The following is an 18,084-nucleotide window of genomic DNA, read 5'->3' as shown; positions in this document are numbered from 1 at the left end:
TGCTACTCGTCGAGTTTCGCCTGCGCGTCGGTCTGCGCCTGGGCGAGCAGAGCGTCGATGTCGGCGTCCTGATCGGTCAGCACGGTCTGCACGACGGCGTCGAGGAGCGCGTACACCTCCTGGGTCTTCACCTTGGGCTCGCCCACGGGCGTCTGGTCCCAGATACGTTCGCTGAACGGTGCCATCTGGTCTACCGGCACGTTGATGTAGTCGGCGATCCACTTCTGCGACTCGTCGTACAGCTCGCGGCTGAGCACCGGCAGCAGCGGGGTGCCGACGGCCTGACCCGACTCGTTCAGCGTCTTGGCGTCGAGCGCGGCCGCGTCCTCGTCCATGAGCTTCTGCATGTAGTACCAGTCGATCCAGGTCACGGCCGCGGCCTTGGTCGTCTCATCGACGGTCGGGCTGATCACCGCGATGTCGCCGCCGCCGAGCGTTCCGGGGTCGTCGCCCTCCATCGGCACCACCGTCATGCCGTAGATCTCGGAGTCCATGCCGAAGTCGCGCACGAGGGCCGTGTAGATGTCGGATCCCGAGGTGTACATGCCGATGTTGCCCGCGGCGAACTCCTGGTTGATGGTGCCCCAGTCGAGGTCGACCTTCGATCCGAAGGAGCCGTCCTCCCACTTGACGTCGTGCAGGAACTGCAGGGTGGCCCTGGTCGCGTCGTTGTCGATGGTCGACTCGGCGGTGCCGTCGCCGTTGTCGGTCTGCGTGCGACCACCGCGCGCCACCGTCTGCGAGGTGAGCTGCCATCCGCCGGTGTTGTTGATCGCCATCTGCGCGTATCCGGCCTTGCCCGTGGCATCCGTGATGGCCTTGGCCGCCTCGCGGATCTCGTCCCACGTCTCCGGCGGATTGTCGGGGTCGAGGCCCGCCTGCTCGAACAGGTCGCGGTTGTAGTGCAGCGCTGCCGCGTACGCCTGCCGGGGGAAGCCGTAGAGCTTCCCGTCGGAGCCGGTGACCCCGTCGAGGATGATGGGGTTGAACTTGTCGGTGTAGCCGAGCTCCTCGATCGCGTCGGTCACGTCCATCAGCTGCCCGTTCTCGAGAAGCGTCTTGGAGTCGGTGAACGGCACGGTGAAGACGTCCGGCAGGCTGCCGCCCGCGAGCTGCACGGCGAAGGTAGGACCCTCCCACTCGTATTCGACACCGATGATGTCGATGTCGGGGTGCTCCTTCTCGAACTGCTTCTCCTGCGCTGCGAACGCCTCGTAGGCCGCGGCGTCGGCGCCAGGGGGGAACGTCGCGACGCGCAGCTCCGTCTTGCCGTCGGCGCTGTCATCGCTGCCGCTCGAGGTGCATCCGGCCAGGGCGCCGACCGTCGCGAGTACCGCGACGCCGGCGACCAGGGCTTTCGTTGGTGACTTCATCGTCTGTCCTTCCATGTGGTGCTGATCGGGTGGTGCAGGGCTGTCGACCGCTCAGGCGGAGCGCGCCGGAACGGCGCGAAGGGCGAGCCACGCGGTGGCGTCCGGAGGGAGCGTGCCGTCGAGGGGCGCGCTCGAGAGGAGTACCTCGTGGTGCGCGGGGAGGGGCACAGGGACGGAACCGAGATTCGTGATGCTCACGGTGCCGTCACCGCGACGGAACGCCAGGATGTCGGCCCCGAGCTCCAGCCACTCCAGGTCGCTGCCGCTGAAGTCGGCAGTCCGGCGGCGCAGGGTGATCGCCGTCCGGTAGAGGTTGAGGGTCGAGTCGGGGTCGCGCTCCTGCGCCTCGACCGTGAGTCCCGCCCAACTCTGCGGCTGGGGGAGCCACGGGTGTCCGCCGAAGCCGTACGGACTCGCGTTCCCGCTCCAGGGCAGCGGCACACGGCATCCGTCGCGCCCTGGGTCGACCCCGCCGGAGCGGAAGTGCATCGGGTCCTCGATCGCGTCGAGGGGAGCTCGACCTCGGGGAGTCCGAGTTCGTCGCCCTGGTAGATGTACAGGCTCCCGGGCAGCGCGGCGACGAGCAGCGCCGCGGCGCGCGCCCGCCTCGTCCCGCGCTCGGCATCGGTCGCCGTCCCGAAGCGTTTGCTCTCGAACGCGAAGGAGGAATCGGCCCGTCCGTAGCGTGTGACCGGTCGGGTGACGTCGTGGTTCGACAAGACCCAGGTGGCCGGAGCCCCGACAGGAGCGTGCTCGGCCAGCGTGCGCGTGATGGAGTCGCGCATCGCCTGCGCGCTCCACGGCTGGGTCATGAACCCGAAGTTGAAGGCGGTGTGCATCTCGCCCGGTCGCAGGTAGCGCGCGAAGCGCTCCGCGTCGTCGAGCCAGACCTCTCCGACGAGCACGCGCTCGCCCTCGTACTCGTCGGCGACCGCCCGCCAATCGCGATAGATGTCGTGCAGTTCGTCGCGGTCGATGTGCGGGTGGTCGTCCGTCGGAGCGAGGCCGGGGGCAGGTCCGGCAGCGACGGGTCCTTGACCGGCAAGGCCGCCGAGTCGATGCGCACACCGGCGACCCCGCGGTCGAACCAGAAGCGCAGCACGTCCTCGTGCTCGCGGCGCACGTCGGGGTGGTTCCAGTTCAGATCCGGCTGCTGCGGGGTGAACAGGTGCAGGTACCACTCCCCCGGCGTCCCATCGGGGTTCTGCGTGCGCGTCCAGGTCTCGCCCTGGAAGCTGGATACCCAGTTCGTCGGCATCTCTCCGCCGTCGGCACCTCGGCCGGGGTGGAACCAGAAGCGCTCCCGCTCCGCACTGCCCGGCCCGGCGGACAGCGCCTGCCGGAACCACTCGTGCTGATCCGAGATGTGGTTGGGGACGATATCGACGATCGTGCGGATGCCGAGCTCGAGGGCCTCGGCGATCAGCTGCTCCGCTTCGGCGAGCGTCCCGAAGCGGGGGTCGATCGTCCGATAGTCCTGGACGTCGTAGCCGCCGTCGGCGAGCGGGCTCCGATACCACGGAGTGAACCAGAGCGCGTCGACGCCGAGGCTCTTCAGGTACGGGAGGCGAGCGCACCCCGGCCAGATCACCCGTGCCGTCGCCGTTGCCGTCGGCGAAGCTGCGCACATACACCTGGTAGATCACCGCCGTGCGCCACCACCCCTCGCCCGCAGGCATGGTCAGAGCGCGGGCCGGTGCGGCAGAACGCAGAACATCGGTGTCCACGGAACTCCTCGTCGTCGATGGCGATGAGTCGAATGTAGCTTTTCCGTGAGGTTGTTGCAAGAACTAAACAAGTTATCGAAATTTTGCGATGGCTTGCGGGCGCACGAAAGCGCCCGCCTCGAGAAGACCGGTCAGACCAGCGGGCCCGTCGACGCGCGAAGCACCAGCTCGGGTTCGAAAAGCAGTTCATCGCTCGGCTGCGAGGTACCCGCGATCTGCGCAAGCAGCAACGCGATCACCGCACGCCCCATCGACTCGATCGGCTGCCGCACGGTCGTCAACGGCGGCTCCGTGCAGCTCATCAGGGCCGAGTCGTCGAAGCCGACGATACTGACGTCTCCCGGCACGGACAGCCCCGCGCGGCGGGCAGCGCGTACGGCGCCGAGAGCGAGGGGATCGCTCGCGCACACGACCGCGGTGGCCCCTGCCGCGAAGAGCCGTGCGGCCCCCGCCTGACCCGATTCCAGCGAGTAGAGACCGCGGACCACCAGCTCCTCGGAGAGCGGATCTCCGAGGTGCTCGAGAAGCCGCCGGGCGGACTCGAGCTTGCGCTGCGAGGGCACATGATCTTCCGGCCCCAGCAGCAGCCCGATCCGGCGGTGGCCGAGCTGATGCACATGCAGCACCGCCTGCTCCGCGGCCGCCGTGTGTCGGTCGAGACGGTCGCGAACTGCAGCTCGGGCACGCGCGCGTTGACGAGCACGGTCGGCAGATTCACCTGGCGCAGCCGCTCGTAGTGCTCGTGGGCGGCATCCGCCTGCGTGTAGTTGCCCCCGAGGAAGATCACACCGGACACCTGTTGCGCGAGCAGGAGGTCGACATAGTCCGACTCCGTGACCCCTCCCGCATTCTGCGTGCACAGCAGCGGCGTGTACCCGTTCTGCGTGAGCGCGCCGCCGACGATCTCGGCGAACGCCGGGAAGATCGGATTCTGCAGTTCCGGCAGCACCAGTCCGACCAGGCGTGCACGTTCACCGCGCAGCTTCGACGGACGCTCGTAGCCGAGCACGTCGAGAGCGGTCAGCACCGCCTGCCGCGTGGCATCGGATACCCCTGGTTTGTCGTTGAGCACACGGCTGACCGTCGCCTCGCTCACTCCGACCTTGCGTGCCACCTCGGCGAGTCGCTTCGACATGCGGTCAGCTTACGCAAGATCTTGCAAGAACGCGCAAGCGGGTTGCGCGTCAGAAGGTTCCGCTCACCGGACGTTGCCGTTGGAACAGGTCGCCTGCGCAGCCGAGTTGCCCTTGATGGAATCCGGCAGAGCCACCACGTCGTCCGGCGTGGCCGAGGGGTCGGGAGTCGCCTCCTGGGTCGGCTCCGTCGGCTCCTGCACGACGACGCCGTCGTTGCTGTTGTTCTCGTGCGTGATCTGCAGCTGCGCGTTGGCGGCGATCGCCTCCCAGAGCGCGTCTGCCGCCTCGTAGTCGGGAACGACCTTGTTCGGGTCGGAGTAGTCCGCCCCGGTCGGATACTGCACGAAGACGATGTCCTCGAACGGAACCGACTTCACCGCGAGAGCGATCTGCACGAGGGTCATCGGGTTGTTCGCGAGGGAGGTGCTGGCTTCGAGGTTGCTCAGGGCGGTGTTGGCGAGCTTGAGCATGACCGGCACGTTGCCGAGCACCTCACCGCTGATCATCTTGCGCGCGAGGCTCGACATGTACTGCTGCTGGTTGCCGATGCGCCCGAGGTCGCTGCCGTCGCCGACACCGTGACGCGTGCGGAGGAACTGCAGGGCCTGCAGACCCTCGACCGTGTGGGTACCCGCCGCCATGTCGAGCCCGGTGTAGCGGTCCTTGATCGGGTTCGCGAGGCAGACGTCGACGCCGCCGATCGCATTGGTGATCTCGATCACTCCACCGAAGGTCACGGAGGCCGCGAACTGCACCTCCTGGTCGGTGAGCTCGGAGATCGTCTGGACGACGCAGTTGAGTCCGCCGTCCGTGTAGGCCGTGTTCAGCGGCTGCTTGCTCATCGCGGAGTGGGTGTTGCCCTGCTCGTCCGTGCACTCCGGGATCGGGATCATGAGGTCGCGCGGAAAGCTGACGACCGTGATCCGTCGCGGCTCCTGCGAGACGTGCACCAGCAGGTTCACGTCGTTCAGCGTGCCCTCGGCATCGCCACCGGTGCAGCGGTCGCCAAAGAGGTCCTTGTACTTCTCCTCGCAGGTGTCGACACCCGTGAGGACGAGGTTGAAGCCACCCTCGTACTCGCCGATGTCGGGCGGCAATGAACCTTGGCCGTCGAGCTCCACGGCATTCGCCGACACCGTGCTGGAGAGGTCGTAGGCGATGTAGGCCCCCACGCCCAGCCCGCTGACGAGGACGACGGCCAGACCGATCGCGATGAACTTGAGCAGCTGGCTGATCGGACCCGGCGTGGCCAGCTGGCCATGTCGCGCGACGGTGCGGCGGCGTCGGGTGTTCTCGCTCACTCAGGGCCTTTCGGATTCAGCACCGGTGCGGGGTCACCGTGCTCAGTATGCGGAGGGTGTGGGATTCGAACCCACGAGACATCTCTGCCCACTGGTTTTCAAGACCAGCTCCATCGGCCGCTCGGACAACCCTCCTCGACGGACGCATCCGTCGACAAGGCGTGAGTCTAGCCGAGTTCTATTCTCCCGCGCTGACCTGGGCGGGCGCTGGAAGCGTGTCGAGCGCCTGCGCCAGCCCTCCGTCTTCGACGTCTGCGGTGACCTCGCTGGCGGCATCCTTGACCTCGTCCGGCGCCTGCCCCATCGCGACGGCTCGTCCTCCGAGCGATCGCGCCCAGCCGAACATGCCGATGTCGTTGCGCCCGTCGCCGGCGACGAGGATGCGGCCGCGGTCGAGTCCGAGCTCGAGGCGCACCTGCTCCAGAGCCGTGCCCTTGTCGACGCCCTGCGGGGCGATGTCCAACCACGCGGTCCACCCGATGGCGTACGACACCTCGTTGAGACCGGCATCCGCGACCAGGCGGTGGAAGTCGTCCTCGTCGTGCTCGGGCGAGACCACGACGATGCGCGAGACGGGCAACGCTCCGAGCTCCTCGAAGTCGACCTGTCGGCCGCCGTCGAGGGTCCAGTCGTCGAGCTGCTCCGTGAACAACCGCTGCCCTGACGCCAGCTCGACCATGTAGCGGGCTTCGGGAAGCCGATCGCGCAGCAGACCCAGGACGGGGGTCGGGTCGAACGTCTCGACGTTCCACCGCTCCCAGTCGTCGCCGTCTCTGCGCATCGTGACGGCGCCGTTGGAGCACACCACGTAGTCGGCCAGCAGACCGAGTTCTTCGACGTACCGACGCGTGGCCATCCAGCTGCGCCCCGTCGCGATCGTAACCAGATGCCCGGCGTCGCGCACCCGGGCGACGGCCTCGGGCACACCGGGACTCATCGTCTCGTCCTGGAGGAGGATGGTGCCGTCGACGTCGAGGCCGACCAGCCAGGGTTCCGTCACCGCGCGGCCCGCCCCTGCTCAAGCGGATGGATCACGTCGAGGCCCCCGAGGTACGGCCGCAGGACCTCCGGGACGCGGACCGAACCGTCGGCCTGCTGGTGCGTCTCGAGCAGGGCCACGATCCATCGTGTAGTCGCGAGAGTGCCGTTGAGTGTGGCGACGTGCTGGGTCTTCGCGCCCTGCGCTGCGGCGTCGGCCGCCTCGACGGTCGGGCGATACCGCACGTCGAGGCGGCGCGCCTGGTACGTCGTGCAGTTCGAGGTCGACGTGAGCTCGCGGAAGGCGCCCTGCGTCGGGACCCATGCCTCGATGTCGTATTTGCGGGCGGCGCTCGAGCCGAGGTCTCCGGCCGCGACGTCGATCACGCGGTAGGCCAGACCGAGAGGGTCAGCATCTCCTCCTGCAGCGCGACGAGGCGCAGGTGCTCGGCCTCGGCGTCCTCGGCCGTCGTGTAGACGAACATCTCCAGCTTGTTGAACTGGTGCACCCGGATGATGCCGCGGGTGTCCTTGCCGTGCGAACCGGCCTCACGGCGGTAGCAGGTCGACCACCCCGCGTAGCGGAGCGCACCGTCGGCCAGGTCGACGATCTCGTCCTTGTGGTATCCGGCGAGCGCGACCTCGCTGGTGCCGACCAGATACAGGTCGTCGTCCTTGTCGAGGTGGTAGACCTCGTCGGCGTGCTCGCCGAGGAAGCCGGTTCCCTGCATGATCTCGGGACGCACGAGGGTCGGGGTGATCAGTGGGACGAAACCGTTCTGCAGGGCCTTGTCGAGAGCGAGGTTCATCAACGCGATCTCGAGCCGCGCCCCGATGCCGCGCAGGAAGTAGAAGCGCGCACCAGACACCTTCGCCCCGCGCTCCATGTCGATCGCACCGAGGAGCTCGCCGAGTTCCAGGTGGTCACGGGGTTCGAAGTCGAAGGCCGGCACCTCGCCGACCCGTCGCAGCTCGACGAAGTCGGCCTCGCCGCCCGCCGGGACGCCGTCGATCACGACGTTCTCGATGCGGGCGAGTGCGACGGATGCCGCTTCCGCCGCTTCGTTGGCGGCATGCTGTGCCAGCTTGACGCGCTCGGCGAGGTCCTTCGCCTGCGCGACGAGTGCCGCCTTCTCGTCCTTCGGAGCCTTCGCCACCTGCTTACCGAACGCGTTCTGCTCGGCCCGCAGCTCTTCGAAGGCGGCGAGCGCGGCCCTGCGCGATCGATCGGCCTCGAGTGCGACGTCGACGGTGCTCTGGTCGTTTCCACGGGCAGCCTGCGAACGGCGGACGATCTCCGGGTTTTCGCGGAGGAGTGCGAGGTCGATCATCTGCCAAGTCTACGGTGCCCTCTCGGGTCGTCGAGCGGCCCCGCCCCGCCCGAGCATCCCGTCTCGCGCCGAAGAACCGGCCGGGGCGGGCATGGCAGACGTGCCGGCCGAAAGGGGATGTCACACTTCCGCCGCTGCGTCGTCTTCCTCTGAGATGGTCGGCGCACGGTCGACCTCGGAAGGAACATCCATGACCACTTCTGTGACCTCCCTGGATCAGCTGAACCTCGCCTTCGCCGAGCGATTCAATGCTCGCGATCTCGACGGCTTGATGGCCCTGAACGCGCCCGACGTCGTCTTCGTCCCCGCACCGGGCACTCCGGTGACGGGCACCGAAGCCGTTCGCGGTGCGCTCGCGCAGTTCCTCGGACTCGAACTGCCGATCTCGATGACGGTGCGCCATGTCTTCGAGAGCGCGGGCACCGGACTCGCGATCGCCGACTGGACCATCACCGGCACCGGCCCCGATGGGTCTGCGGTCTCGCTGGCGGGGACGACCGCCGACGTCGCGGTGCACGACGAGACGCACGGCTGGCGCTACGTCGTCGACAATCCCTTCGGCACCGCGTGAAACTCGGGGAGGTCGGATCTCCGCCGGCCTCCCTCAGCTTTCGCCCATCCCCGAGCGGCGGCACGCCTTCATCGCCTTGCGGCCGCGAGATATCCGTTGCCTGGCAGCGGCGGGTTCGATGCCGAGACGCGTCGCGATCTGTTCGGCCGAGAGTCCGTCGACCACCGACAACAACAGCGGCTCCCTGACCGTCTCCGGCAGGGCGTGCAATGCACCCAGAGCGCCGTCGAGGAACACGCGGATCTCGACTGCGGCATCGACGCCCGCCTGCTCCCCCGCCGTGTCATCCTCGAGCACGGCTTGCGGCCGTCGTGCGCGTTGCCTGGCGAGATCGATGGCGACGTTGCGGGCGATGGCATCGAGCCAGGAGCACACGCGTCCCGGTTCCGGGGTCTCCAGGTGCGCGATCGAGCGCCAGGCGCGAAGCAGCGAGGTCTGTGCGGCATCCTCGGCGTCATCCACGGGAACGCCGAGGGAGATGCTGCGGCGGCGGAGCCGGTCGGGTTCGGCCGTGATCAGCTCCGACAGCACGCCTCGGGCCGCCGCGCCGGAATCCTCGGGCATCCGACCGCTCCCTCCTGCGACGCATCCCTGCCACCCGACCCGGATGGGGCGACACGACCACGTCCCGGTTTAGAGTAGCGCCATGACCACGCCTGCCTCCGTTCCGCGACAGGCCGCGCTCATCTACAACCCCATCAAGGTCGACGGCAAGCAGCTGAGAGCCACCGTGCGCGACCTGTCGCGTGAGGCCGGATGGGAGCATCCTGCCTTCTACCCCACGACGGTCGAGGATGCGGGGCAGGACGCGACGGCGCAGGCTCTCGCGCGCGGTGTCGATGTCGTGCTGGTCGCCGGTGGCGACGGGACGGTGCGGGCGGTGTCGGAGGCGATCGCGAACACCGGGGTGCCCCTCGCGATCCTGCCGAGTGGAACCGGGAACCTGTTGGCGCGCAACCTCGGGCTGCCTCTGGGTGACCCGGCGGAGATGATCCGGGCCGCGCTCGGCGACTTCCGCCATCCGATCGACATCGGCTGGGCGCGTCTGACCCGCGAGGACGGCGACGAGGAGGAGCACGCATTCGTCGTGCTGGCCGGCATGGGGCTGGATGCCGACATGATCGCGAACACGCGCTCGGATCTGAAGAAGTCGGTCGGCTGGATCGCGTATGTCGACGGTGCCGCACGATCACTGCCGCGTGCGAAGCCGTTCCGCGCGGTGTACCAGATCGACGACGGACGTCTGCACACGCACCGTGCGTACAGCCTCCTTTTCGCGAACTGCGGCACGCTTCCCGCGCGCATCGCGCTGATCCCGGATGCCTCGATCACGGATGCCGCCCTCGACATCGCCGTGATCCAGCCCACCGGGGTGCTCGGTTGGTTCGCGGTGTGGCGCAAGATCTGGTGGGACAACTCCGTGCTGCGGCGCTTCCGCGCCGGACGCCGCGTGCTGGAGCGACGGGGCAAGAACGCGTCGGTGCACTACTTCCACGGGACCGCGGCCGAAGCGGCGGCACCGGGCCCGGTCCCGATCGAGCTCGACGGAGACGAGTTCGGCGCGGCCGTGCGCATCACCTGCTGGGCCGATCCGGGCGCGCTGCTGCTGGCGCTGCCGCCCGGTCACCCCGTGCACATGCTCTGACCCGCGCGTCGTCAGGTGGTCCTGCCACGTTCGCGCGCAGCGATGAGGGTCACTGCGAGCGAGTCAACGGACCTCGACCGTGCCGTCGAGGCCTCCGCCGACCAGCGTCAACGTGAAGGGACCGTCGTCCTCGATCATGTCGTCGCCGAAGGCGAGCAGAGTCGCGCGCGGCGCCATGTCCAACGTGCACACCTGGTCTTCGTCGGTCGCGAATGTCACGGTGCCAGCGTTGCCCGACCCTTCGAGCGATTCCACGACCGGGACGCATGACGAGGAACCCCAGGTGAGCAGTACGAGGCCGCCGTCGTCGAACCACCCTGCGGACGGGAGGTATTCGCCCGGGGTTCCCGGAGTGCCCGCAGCTGCGGGGTCGCCGTCGAGGTCGACGTCGTCGGTGATGTCGCCGTAGGTCACGTTCAGGGTGATGTCGTTCTTCGGATCGACGCCTTCCGGCAGAGCTCCGAGGCTGGCCCGGGGCGCGATGTCCTTCGTGCACGGCCGCGGCGTCTCGCCGTCGGGGTCGACGAGGGTCACCGTGACGGTCTGGCCCTCGGCCGACACCTGATCGACCTGCGGCACGCACGTCGACGACCCCCAGGTGATCACCGCGAACATGCGTCCGTCGTCGAGCAGCGTGCCCTCCACGTCGTTCTGGTCGTCGGCATCCACGCCACCGGCGCTGGGGGCGGGCGAACTCGTCGGAGTCTCAGAACCCGGGCCGCTGGTGCATCCCGCGACGAGGAGCGCCGCCGCGATGAGGCCGACGGCGGAGACGAGGGGACGAAGCGCTGTGGTCATGCTCACAGGGTAGCTGGCACGGCTGTCGGCGGGATAGCCTGCGGTGCCTACTGGAGCGCGGAGGTGAGGCGAGCGAGGTTGTCGAGCACGGTCGACCGCAACGGCTGCTGCATCCACTCCTCGAGGGTCAACTCCCTGCTGAGCGAGCGGTACTTGTCTTCGACCTCACGCATCTCGGCGACGAACTCCTCGCCCCGCACGAGCATCGACACCTCGAGGTTCAGGCCGAAGGAGCGCATGTCCATGTTGCTGGAGCCGATGACGGCGACCTCTTCGTCGATCGTGAGGGTCTTGGTGTGCAGGATGTACGGCTTGCGGTACATCCAGATGCGCACCCCCGCCTTGAGCAGCACCTCGTAGTAGCTGCGCTGCGCGTGGTAGACCATGGCCTGGTCGCCCTCTTCCGACACGAACAGTTCGACGTGCACCCCCCGGTCGACGGCAGCGGTGACCGCGAGCAGGAGCGCCTCGTCCGGCACGAAGTACGGGCTGACGATCATGATCTTCTTCTTCGCCGCGTACAGCAGCGCGAGGAAGAGGCGCAGGTTGTTCTCGACCTCGAACCCCGGACCGGAGGGCACGACCTGGCAGTCGAGGTCGCCCGAGCCGATGTTCGCGTGCGCGATGTCGATCTCCGAGAGCACGACATCGGTCTCGCTGTACCAGTCGCTCAGGAAGATGGCGTTGACGCTCAGCACGACGGGGCCGTCGAGGCGCACCATGAGGTCGACCCAGTGCAGGCCCCGCTTGATGTTCTTCTTCAGGTTGTACGTCGAGTCCGTGATGTTCTGCGAGCCGAGGAAGGCCACGATCCCATCGACGACGAGCAGTTTGCGGTGGTTGCGCAGATCGGGGCGCTGCATCTTGCCCTTGAGCGGTTGGACCGGCAGCATCAGTCGCCAGTCGGCACCCATCGCGTTGAGACGGGCGATGGTCTGCTTGTACATCGGTTTGCCGCGGTTCGCCCAGTGGTCGAGAAGCACCCGCACCTCGACACCCCGCTCGGCCACCTCTTCGAGCGCACGGAAGAAGTTGTCTGTCGAGGAGTCGGACTGGAGGATGTAGAACTCGACGTGCACGTAATCCTCGGCGGTGCGGATGGCCTCCGCCATCTCGTCGAGCGACTCCTGGTAGTCGGAGATCAGGTGCGCGCCGTTGTCACCCGAGAGCGGGAGCGCCCCCAGCTTCTGGTTCATCTGGACGATCGGTCCGAACCACGCGGGTGCGTTCGGCCGAAGCGTGCCGAAGTGGAGATGCTCGCTGGTGTCGGCGATGTACTCGTTGATCTGGTCCTGCTTGCGGCGCCGTGCGCGCGGCAGGCGCGGGTTGCCGATCAGCAAGAACAGGAAGACACCGACGAAAGGGATGAAGAACACCGCGAGAAGCCAGGCCATGGCGGCCGTGGGCCGCCTGTTCCGAGGGATCACGATGATCGCCGTGACGCGGATCACGATGTCGAGGGCCACGAGGAAGGCGGCGATCCACCATCCCCAGGTCTCCGCGGTCATCGTTCCCCCTCACCACCGCGGTGACGATCACCTCGGACGCGCGCCGCAGCCGGCGCGCTGGCTTCACAGTAGCGGATGGGTCGGACTCAGACGCGCGGCGGGAGACCGCGGGCCGCGCGCTCTTCCGCCTCGATCTGCGCATGGACCTTGCGCTCGGTGCGGTCGAAGCGGAGGATGCCTCGGAGCACGAGGACGAACACGACGCTCACTCCGATGGTCGGCAGGAGCGACCATGCCACGGCGAGCCAGAAGTTGTCCATCACCCCATCGTACGCGAGCCACTCTTCATGCACATTCCCGGCTTCTCAGGATCTGCATCCACAATGAGTCGTCTCCTCCCCGACAGGCACGCGATTCGGTGACACTCTCGGGATGACAACAGTGCTTCGAGCCACCGATTCCGCCGCGTTCCTCGGCCTCGTCCCCGCCCTCGCCGGCTTCACACCCCACCGGAGCATCGTGCTCCTCCCGTTCCGCGGCGCCCGCACCGAGGGCGCGATGCGGCTCGACCTCCCGCACGAGGGAACACCCCTCGACCACTACGCCGATGGGGCGGTCGGACTCCTCTCGCGCGTCCCGGGCACCGACGCCATGGCCGCGGTCGTGTACACCGATGGGGAAGCGGAAGCCACGCGAGACGGCCTCGTCCTCCCGCACGTCGTGGCAGTGGAAGAGCTGCTCGGTTGCGCGGAGGATGCGGGTCTCCGGGTGATCGACGCACTGTGCGTCACCCCATCCGGCTGGTCCAGCTACATCGAGGCGATCCCCGAGCTTCGGAGTCTCGACGAGATATGCACCCCGGCTGACGTGTCGTCCGTCGCCGATGTCTCCGGAGACCAGGCCTCAGGCGTCGCACTCCCGGTGGTCGATCTGGCGGAGAAAGAGAGGGTCGGGAGGGCGTTGCTCGACGTCGCCGCGCTGCTCGACCCGGAGGGCGAGGTCCGTCTGACCGGACGGGAGCACCCCGAGTTGATCGCCGCCCTGGCGCTGCTCGAAGACATCCCCGCCTTCTTCGAGTCGGCGCTGACGATGCCGGGTGGCCTTCCCCCTTCGAGACGGCGGCGCTGCTGTGGTGCATGGAGCGTCCGCTGCTCCGCGACGTCGCCATCGCACAGTGGGCGACCGATCTCGCGGGCGGAATACGCGCTCTCGATGCCCAGATGGCGTTCGCCAGATCCGGCGAGATGGTGCCCGATGAACTGGGGCGCGTCTTCCTGGGTGAAGGCCCCGCTCCCGACACGGGTCGCCTGCGCCTCGCGCTCTCCGTCGTCCGAGAGGCGGCCGCGCGGGCACCACGGGCGTCGCGACCCGCACCGCTCACCGCGGCCGCGTGGTTGTCCTGGGCCCTGGGGCGGTCGACTCATGCCGGCATCTACCTCGAGCGCGTGCGCGAGATCGACCCCCGATACTCGCTGGCGGCGCTGCTCGACACCATGATCGGCATCGCCCTCCTTCCGGAGTGGGCGTTCCGTCGAGGCTCGGCCGGATGACGACCTGCCGAGCCCTACTTGACCAGAGGGAAGAGGATGGTCTCGCGGATCCCCAGGCCGGTGATCGCCATCAGCAGACGATCGATCCCCATGCCCATCCCGCCCGACGGCGGCATGCCGTGTTCGAGAGCCCGCAAGAACTCCTCATCGACGGGCATCGCTTCCACGTCGCCCCGTGCCGCGAGCTTCGCCTGCTCCACGAAGCGCTCGCGCTGGATCACGGGGTCGACGAGCTCGGAGTATCCGGTGGCCAGCTCGAAACCGCGGATGTACAGATCCCACTTCTCCACGACGCCGGCGATCGAGCGGTGTTCGCGCACGAGAGGCGACGTGTCGACGGGGAAGTCCATCACGAAGGTCGGTCGGACCAGATCACCCTTGACGAAGTGCTCCCAGAGCTCTTCGACCAGCTTGCCGTGAGTGGCCTGCGGGGGAAGATCGACATCATTGGCCTCGGCGAAGGCGATGAGGTCCTCGACCGAGTCCTGCGGAGTGATCGTGCGGCCGGACGCGGCCGAGAGCGACTCGTACATCGAGAGGCGATCCCACTCGCCGCCCAGGTCGTACTCGGTGCCGTCCGCCCAGGTCACGGTCGTCGACCCGGAGACGGCGATCGCCGCCTTCTGCACGAGCTCCTGGGTCAGCGCCGCCATCTGGTTGTAGTCGCCGTACGCCTGATAGGCCTCGAGCATCGCGAACTCAGGGCTGTGAGTCGAGTCGGCGCCCTCGTTGCGGAAGTTCCGGTTGATCTCGAACACGCGCTCGATGCCGCCGACGACAGCGCGCTTCAGGTAGAGCTCCGGAGCGATTCGCAGGTAGAGCTCGGTGTCGAAGGCGTTGGAGTGCGTGACGAACGGGCGCGCAGAGGCACCGCCGTGCTGCACCTGCAGCATCGGTGTCTCCACCTCGAGATAGTCGTGGCTGGTGAAAGTGGCCCGCAGGCTCGCGTTCACAGCGGCGCGAGCGCGGACGGTGGTACGCGCCTGCTCCCGGACGATGAGGTCGAGGTAGCGGCTGCGCACGCGCCCTTCCTCGCTGAGCTCTGCGTAGGCGTTCGGAAGAGGGAGGATCGCCTTGGACGCGATCTCCCAGCCGTCCGCCATGATCGACAGCTCGCCGCGGCGGCTGGAGATGACCTCACCGTGCACGAAGACGTGGTCGCCCAGGTCGACGTACTCCTTCCAGTCAGCGAGGGACTCCTCGCCGACATTCGCCAGCGAGATCATCGCCTGGATGCGCGAGCCGTCACCGGCCTGGAGCGTGGCGAAACACAGCTTGCCGGTGTTGCGACTGAACACGACGCGACCCGCGACACCGACGACGACACCGGTCTCGGCTCCCGCCTCGAGGGCGCCGTACTCGGCACGGAGCGCCGGGATCGTGTGGGTCACCGGCACGCTCACCGGGAAGGCCCCTCCTGCCGCGTCCGTGCGCTTCTCGATCAGACGCTCGCGCTTGGCGAGGCGCACGGCCTTCTGCTCGTGGACGTCCTCTTCGGTGGAAGGGTCGGTCGAGGCCGATTCGGGCGCGGCGGACGCGTCAGTCATGTGCGGGGCTCCTTGGAAGTCCCTCCCAGTTTACCGAGCCGCCGTGCCGCTCTCCGGCGCGTGCTGGGTAGCCTCGAAGAATGGCCCACACACGGATCCTCCGCGCGTTCGCTGCATTCGCTCTCGCCTTCGCCGCCATCGCCGCCCCGACTCCGGTCGCAGCCGCGACGGGTGACGTCGTACCGGCGTCGAATCCTGGCGGTCTCCCCACCGTCGTCTCCGCGGAGGTGGACGACTTCTCCTACGCCTCCTGGGACGCCTCCTACCGTGTCGGACTCGATGAGGACGGCCGCGCGCGGATGCACGTGACCGAGACTCTGGTCGCCCGATTCCCCGGAACCGACCAGAACAGAGGCATCGTCCGCGGCCTTCCCACGTCGTACGAGGGAGCGAGCCTCGAGACGCGCATCATCGCGGTCACGGACGACGAGGGCGCCCCCGTCCCCTACGAGACCGACGAGGAGGACGGGCTTCTCTACGTCCAGACGGGCACTGACGACTATGTGCAGGGCCTCACCACCTATGTGATCGAGTACGAGATGCGAGACATCGTCCTCGCGACCAAGCCCGCGGCAGGAGCGACGACGCCCGCGGTCGACGAGTTCTACTGGGATCTGCTGCCGCTCGACAGCACACAGGGCATCGAGCGTTTCCGGGCCGATGTCGTGTTCGACGCCGCGATGACCGCGGCGCTGACGGGCGCGACGCGCTGCTACACCGGGACCTCGGGGTCGACGGAGACCTGCGATCTGCAAGGTCCGACCGTGACCGACGGTACCGCGACGTTCCGCGTCGAATCCGGCGAACGTCCGGCCGGAGACGGGGTGACGGTCGCGATCGGCTTCGACGCCGGCACCGTCGCGCAGCCCGCTGCCCGCACCCCGATCCGGTCGGTGATGTCGTCCCGCTCGTCGCGGCCGGCGGTGCTGTGGCTCTCTCGGTCGGGAGCTGGTTCGCGGTCGCGGGATTCGCACGACGGAGGCGGAAGGCCACCGGGATCGTCGTCGCCCAGTACGACGTGCCCGCCTCGCTGCCGCCGTTGATCGCCGGAGCCATGATCCGCGGCGCGAAGGATGTCGTACCCGCCGAGATCGTGCATCTCGCCGTGGGCGGCGCCCTGCGCATCGAAGAAGGAGCGGAAGCGGAGCAGCCGCGACTGCGCCGTCTCTCCACCCCGCCCGCACTCGATGAACTCGATCAGGACGCCCTGGAGGCACTCTTCGTGGACGTCGACGCGGAAGGCGTGATCGACCTCCCCGCAGAGGACGAGGCGTTCGCCGCGCGGATGAGCGCCCTGGAGCAGAGCGGTGCGACCGAGGCGGCGGCGCGGGGTCTCACGGAAAAGGTCCGCAGTCGCGGCGCCGTCATCCTGCAGTGGATCGCGATCGGCATCGCCGCGGTCGGGCTGACGCTCGGGATCTGGGGAGCGAGCACGGGCCGCCTCTCCGCGATCCCCGCGCTCGTGGTGATGTCGTTCGTCGCTTTCCTCGTGCTCCTGTCGAGCCTGTACGCCTTCTCGAAGCACACGGTGCTCACTGCCGAGGGAGCCCGCACGTACGAGTATCTGCAGGGCGTGCAGGAGTTCATCCGCGTGGCCGAGGCCGACCGCCTGCGGATGCTGCAGTCGTACAGCGGAGCCGAGCGGCGGACGGCCGGTACCGCCGACGTCATCCACGTCTACGAGCGACTCCTCCCCTACGCGATCCTGTTCGGCATGGAAGACGAGTGGGGCGGAGTGCTCGAACGCGCCTACACGCACGAAGGGCGAGGAGCGACGTGGATCGGTGACCCGGCATCGTTCGCCCTTCGGATGCAGCTCGCGTCGTTCGTGGCGTCGTCTCACGCGGCCGCGACCTACTCGGCACCCTCGGCCGGCACGTCGTCGAGCGCCGGCGGATCGTTCGGCGGCGGGTTCTCCGGAGGCGGCGGAGGCGGCGGGTTCTCCGGCGGGCGGTGACCCGAGCGCGGTCAGCTCCGGTGCACCCTCAGGTCAGGGGAGGCGGGTCGGATGCATCGCGCAGGGCCCGCTCCACGGTCGACTGCACCAGAGCCGAGAGGTAACCCCCCGGATTCTCGATGCCGATCTCACGCAGCCGGGCGGTCGACTGTCCGATGATCGATCGGGAGAACTCCGTGGCCGTGGCGATGGCGTCGGCATAGGCCGGCCGGTCCTTCTCGGCGATCACCACCGGCTCACAGCCCATCTCCACAGCGAGCGCCTGCGCGATCGGCAACACCGGGGCCGGGGCCGTCACCGCAGCGAACGCCGCCTGCAACTGCCGCACGTCGATCGATGTCCCCGTGAACGTGATCGCGGGGTGGACGGCGAGCGGGATGGCGCCGCGCTCTGCGGCCGGCCGCAGCACATCGATGCCGTATGCCGGATCGGTGTGCAAGACCAGCTGCCCGACCTGCCAGCCCCCGACCTCTGCGATCCCGGCGACCAACGAAGGCAGCTCGTCCGTGGGGACGGCGATGACCACGAGCTCCGCCCGGCGGACGACCTCCAGCGCGTCGAGCACGGGAACGTCCGGCAGCACCGCAGAAGCGCGTTCGTCATCGGATCCGCTGGTGATGCCGACCACGGCGTGCCCAGCCGCTCCGAGTGCCGCCCCGATCACAGGCCCTACCCGCCCCGCCCCGATGACCCCGACGCCCAGACGCCCGTCGCGAGACATG

13 protein-coding genes, 1 tRNA gene and 5 pseudogenes are annotated in these 18,084 nt (G+C 68.4%); 6 read left to right on the top strand and 13 right to left on the bottom strand.

Features of this window, described 5'->3' with window-relative positions; genetic code table 11:
- Positions 1–2: 2 nt before the first annotated feature.
- The 7 genes and pseudogenes from K1X59_RS03950 to serS form a co-directional block, all read right to left on the bottom strand.
- Entirely contained in the window at positions 3–1,373 is a 1,371-nt protein-coding gene (locus K1X59_RS03950; protein ID WP_183151891.1) for an ABC transporter substrate-binding protein, read from the bottom strand.
- A 51-nt stretch (positions 1,374–1,424) separates the two neighbouring features.
- Positions 1,425–3,052, bottom strand: a pseudogene (locus K1X59_RS03945) (glycoside hydrolase family 13 protein).
- A 179-nt stretch (positions 3,053–3,231) separates the two neighbouring features.
- A pseudogene (locus K1X59_RS03940) lies at positions 3,232–4,235 on the bottom strand (LacI family DNA-binding transcriptional regulator).
- A 63-nt stretch (positions 4,236–4,298) separates the two neighbouring features.
- Positions 4,299–5,537, bottom strand: a complete 1,239-nt coding sequence (locus tag K1X59_RS03935; RefSeq protein WP_183151890.1) for an LCP family protein — start codon at positions 5,535–5,537, stop codon at positions 4,299–4,301.
- Positions 5,538–5,587: 50 nt separating this feature from the next.
- Positions 5,588–5,672, bottom strand: a tRNA-Ser gene (locus K1X59_RS03930).
- A 43-nt stretch (positions 5,673–5,715) separates the two neighbouring features.
- Positions 5,716–6,537 (bottom strand): HAD family hydrolase, encoded by an 822-nt coding sequence (locus K1X59_RS03925; RefSeq protein ID WP_183151889.1) that lies wholly within the window; start codon positions 6,535–6,537, stop codon positions 5,716–5,718.
- Positions 6,534–7,846: pseudogene (serS, locus tag K1X59_RS03920) on the bottom strand (serine--tRNA ligase). The gene K1X59_RS03925 and the pseudogene serS overlap by 4 nt, the downstream one beginning before the upstream one ends.
- 190 nt (positions 7,847–8,036) lie before the next feature.
- Here serS and K1X59_RS03915 point away from each other — a divergent pair.
- Positions 8,037–8,417, top strand: a complete 381-nt coding sequence (locus K1X59_RS03915) for a nuclear transport factor 2 family protein (RefSeq protein WP_183151888.1) — start codon at positions 8,037–8,039, stop codon at positions 8,415–8,417.
- Between the two features lie 33 nt (positions 8,418–8,450).
- On the opposite strand, the gene K1X59_RS03910 is transcribed toward K1X59_RS03915, so the two are convergent.
- A complete protein-coding gene (locus K1X59_RS03910) occupies positions 8,451–8,981 on the bottom strand; it encodes an RNA polymerase sigma factor (protein WP_183151887.1) in 531 nt (176 codons plus the stop codon).
- 82 nt (positions 8,982–9,063) lie between these two features.
- Here K1X59_RS03910 and K1X59_RS03905 point away from each other — a divergent pair, with 82 nt between their 5' ends.
- On the top strand, positions 9,064–10,062 hold the full coding sequence (locus K1X59_RS03905; protein ID WP_183151886.1) for a diacylglycerol kinase family protein: 999 nt from the start codon (positions 9,064–9,066) through the stop codon (positions 10,060–10,062).
- Between the two features lie 63 nt (positions 10,063–10,125).
- Here K1X59_RS03905 and K1X59_RS03900 read toward each other — a convergent pair whose 3' ends face one another.
- The 3 genes from K1X59_RS03900 to K1X59_RS03890 form a co-directional block, all read right to left on the bottom strand.
- Entirely contained in the window at positions 10,126–10,860 is a 735-nt protein-coding gene (locus K1X59_RS03900; protein ID WP_183151885.1) for a hypothetical protein, read from the bottom strand.
- A 47-nt stretch (positions 10,861–10,907) separates the two neighbouring features.
- Positions 10,908–12,368, bottom strand: coding sequence for a cardiolipin synthase (cls, locus tag K1X59_RS03895; RefSeq protein ID WP_183151884.1), 1,461 nt, complete (start codon positions 12,366–12,368; stop codon positions 10,908–10,910).
- 86 nt (positions 12,369–12,454) lie between these two features.
- Positions 12,455–12,628 carry a hypothetical protein gene (locus K1X59_RS03890; protein ID WP_183151883.1) on the bottom strand — a complete coding sequence of 58 codons (174 nt, stop codon included), beginning with the start codon at positions 12,626–12,628 and terminating at the stop codon, positions 12,455–12,457.
- 112 nt (positions 12,629–12,740) lie between these two features.
- Between K1X59_RS03890 and K1X59_RS22725 the strand changes: the two are divergent.
- Together K1X59_RS22725 and K1X59_RS22720 are read left to right on the top strand one after the other, a co-directional pair.
- Positions 12,741–13,067 (top strand): annotated as a pseudogene (locus tag K1X59_RS22725) (DUF4192 family protein); the annotation flags it as partial.
- A gap of 257 nt (positions 13,068–13,324) precedes the next feature.
- Positions 13,325–13,858, top strand: a pseudogene (locus K1X59_RS22720) (DUF4192 family protein); the annotation flags it as partial.
- Positions 13,859–13,872: 14 nt separating this feature from the next.
- Here K1X59_RS22720 and lysS read toward each other — a convergent pair.
- Positions 13,873–15,405 carry a lysine--tRNA ligase gene (gene lysS, locus K1X59_RS03880; RefSeq protein WP_183151882.1) on the bottom strand — a complete coding sequence of 511 codons (1,533 nt, stop codon included), beginning with the start codon at positions 15,403–15,405 and terminating at the stop codon, positions 13,873–13,875.
- 80 nt (positions 15,406–15,485) lie between these two features.
- Between lysS and K1X59_RS20740 the strand changes: the two genes are divergently transcribed.
- Together K1X59_RS20740 and K1X59_RS20735 are read left to right on the top strand one after the other, a co-directional pair.
- Positions 15,486–16,448, top strand: a complete 963-nt coding sequence (locus K1X59_RS20740) for a DUF2207 domain-containing protein (protein ID WP_258567060.1) — start codon at positions 15,486–15,488, stop codon at positions 16,446–16,448.
- Positions 16,334–17,362, top strand: a complete 1,029-nt coding sequence (locus tag K1X59_RS20735; RefSeq protein ID WP_258567059.1) for a DUF2207 domain-containing protein — start codon at positions 16,334–16,336, stop codon at positions 17,360–17,362. The genes K1X59_RS20740 and K1X59_RS20735 overlap by 115 nt, the downstream gene beginning before the upstream one ends.
- 28 nt (positions 17,363–17,390) lie before the next feature.
- Here the strand turns inward: K1X59_RS20735 and K1X59_RS03870 are convergent, their stop codons facing one another.
- Entirely contained in the window at positions 17,391–18,083 is a 693-nt protein-coding gene (locus tag K1X59_RS03870) for a DUF2520 domain-containing protein (RefSeq protein ID WP_220173946.1), read from the bottom strand.
- Position 18,084: the final 1 nt, after the last annotated feature.

The sequence above is a fragment of the Microbacterium sp. Se5.02b genome, from assembly GCF_019464375.1.
Taxonomy (GTDB): Bacteria; Actinomycetota; Actinomycetes; order Actinomycetales; family Microbacteriaceae; genus Microbacterium.
This window is presented reverse-complemented; position numbering and strand designations above follow the sequence as displayed.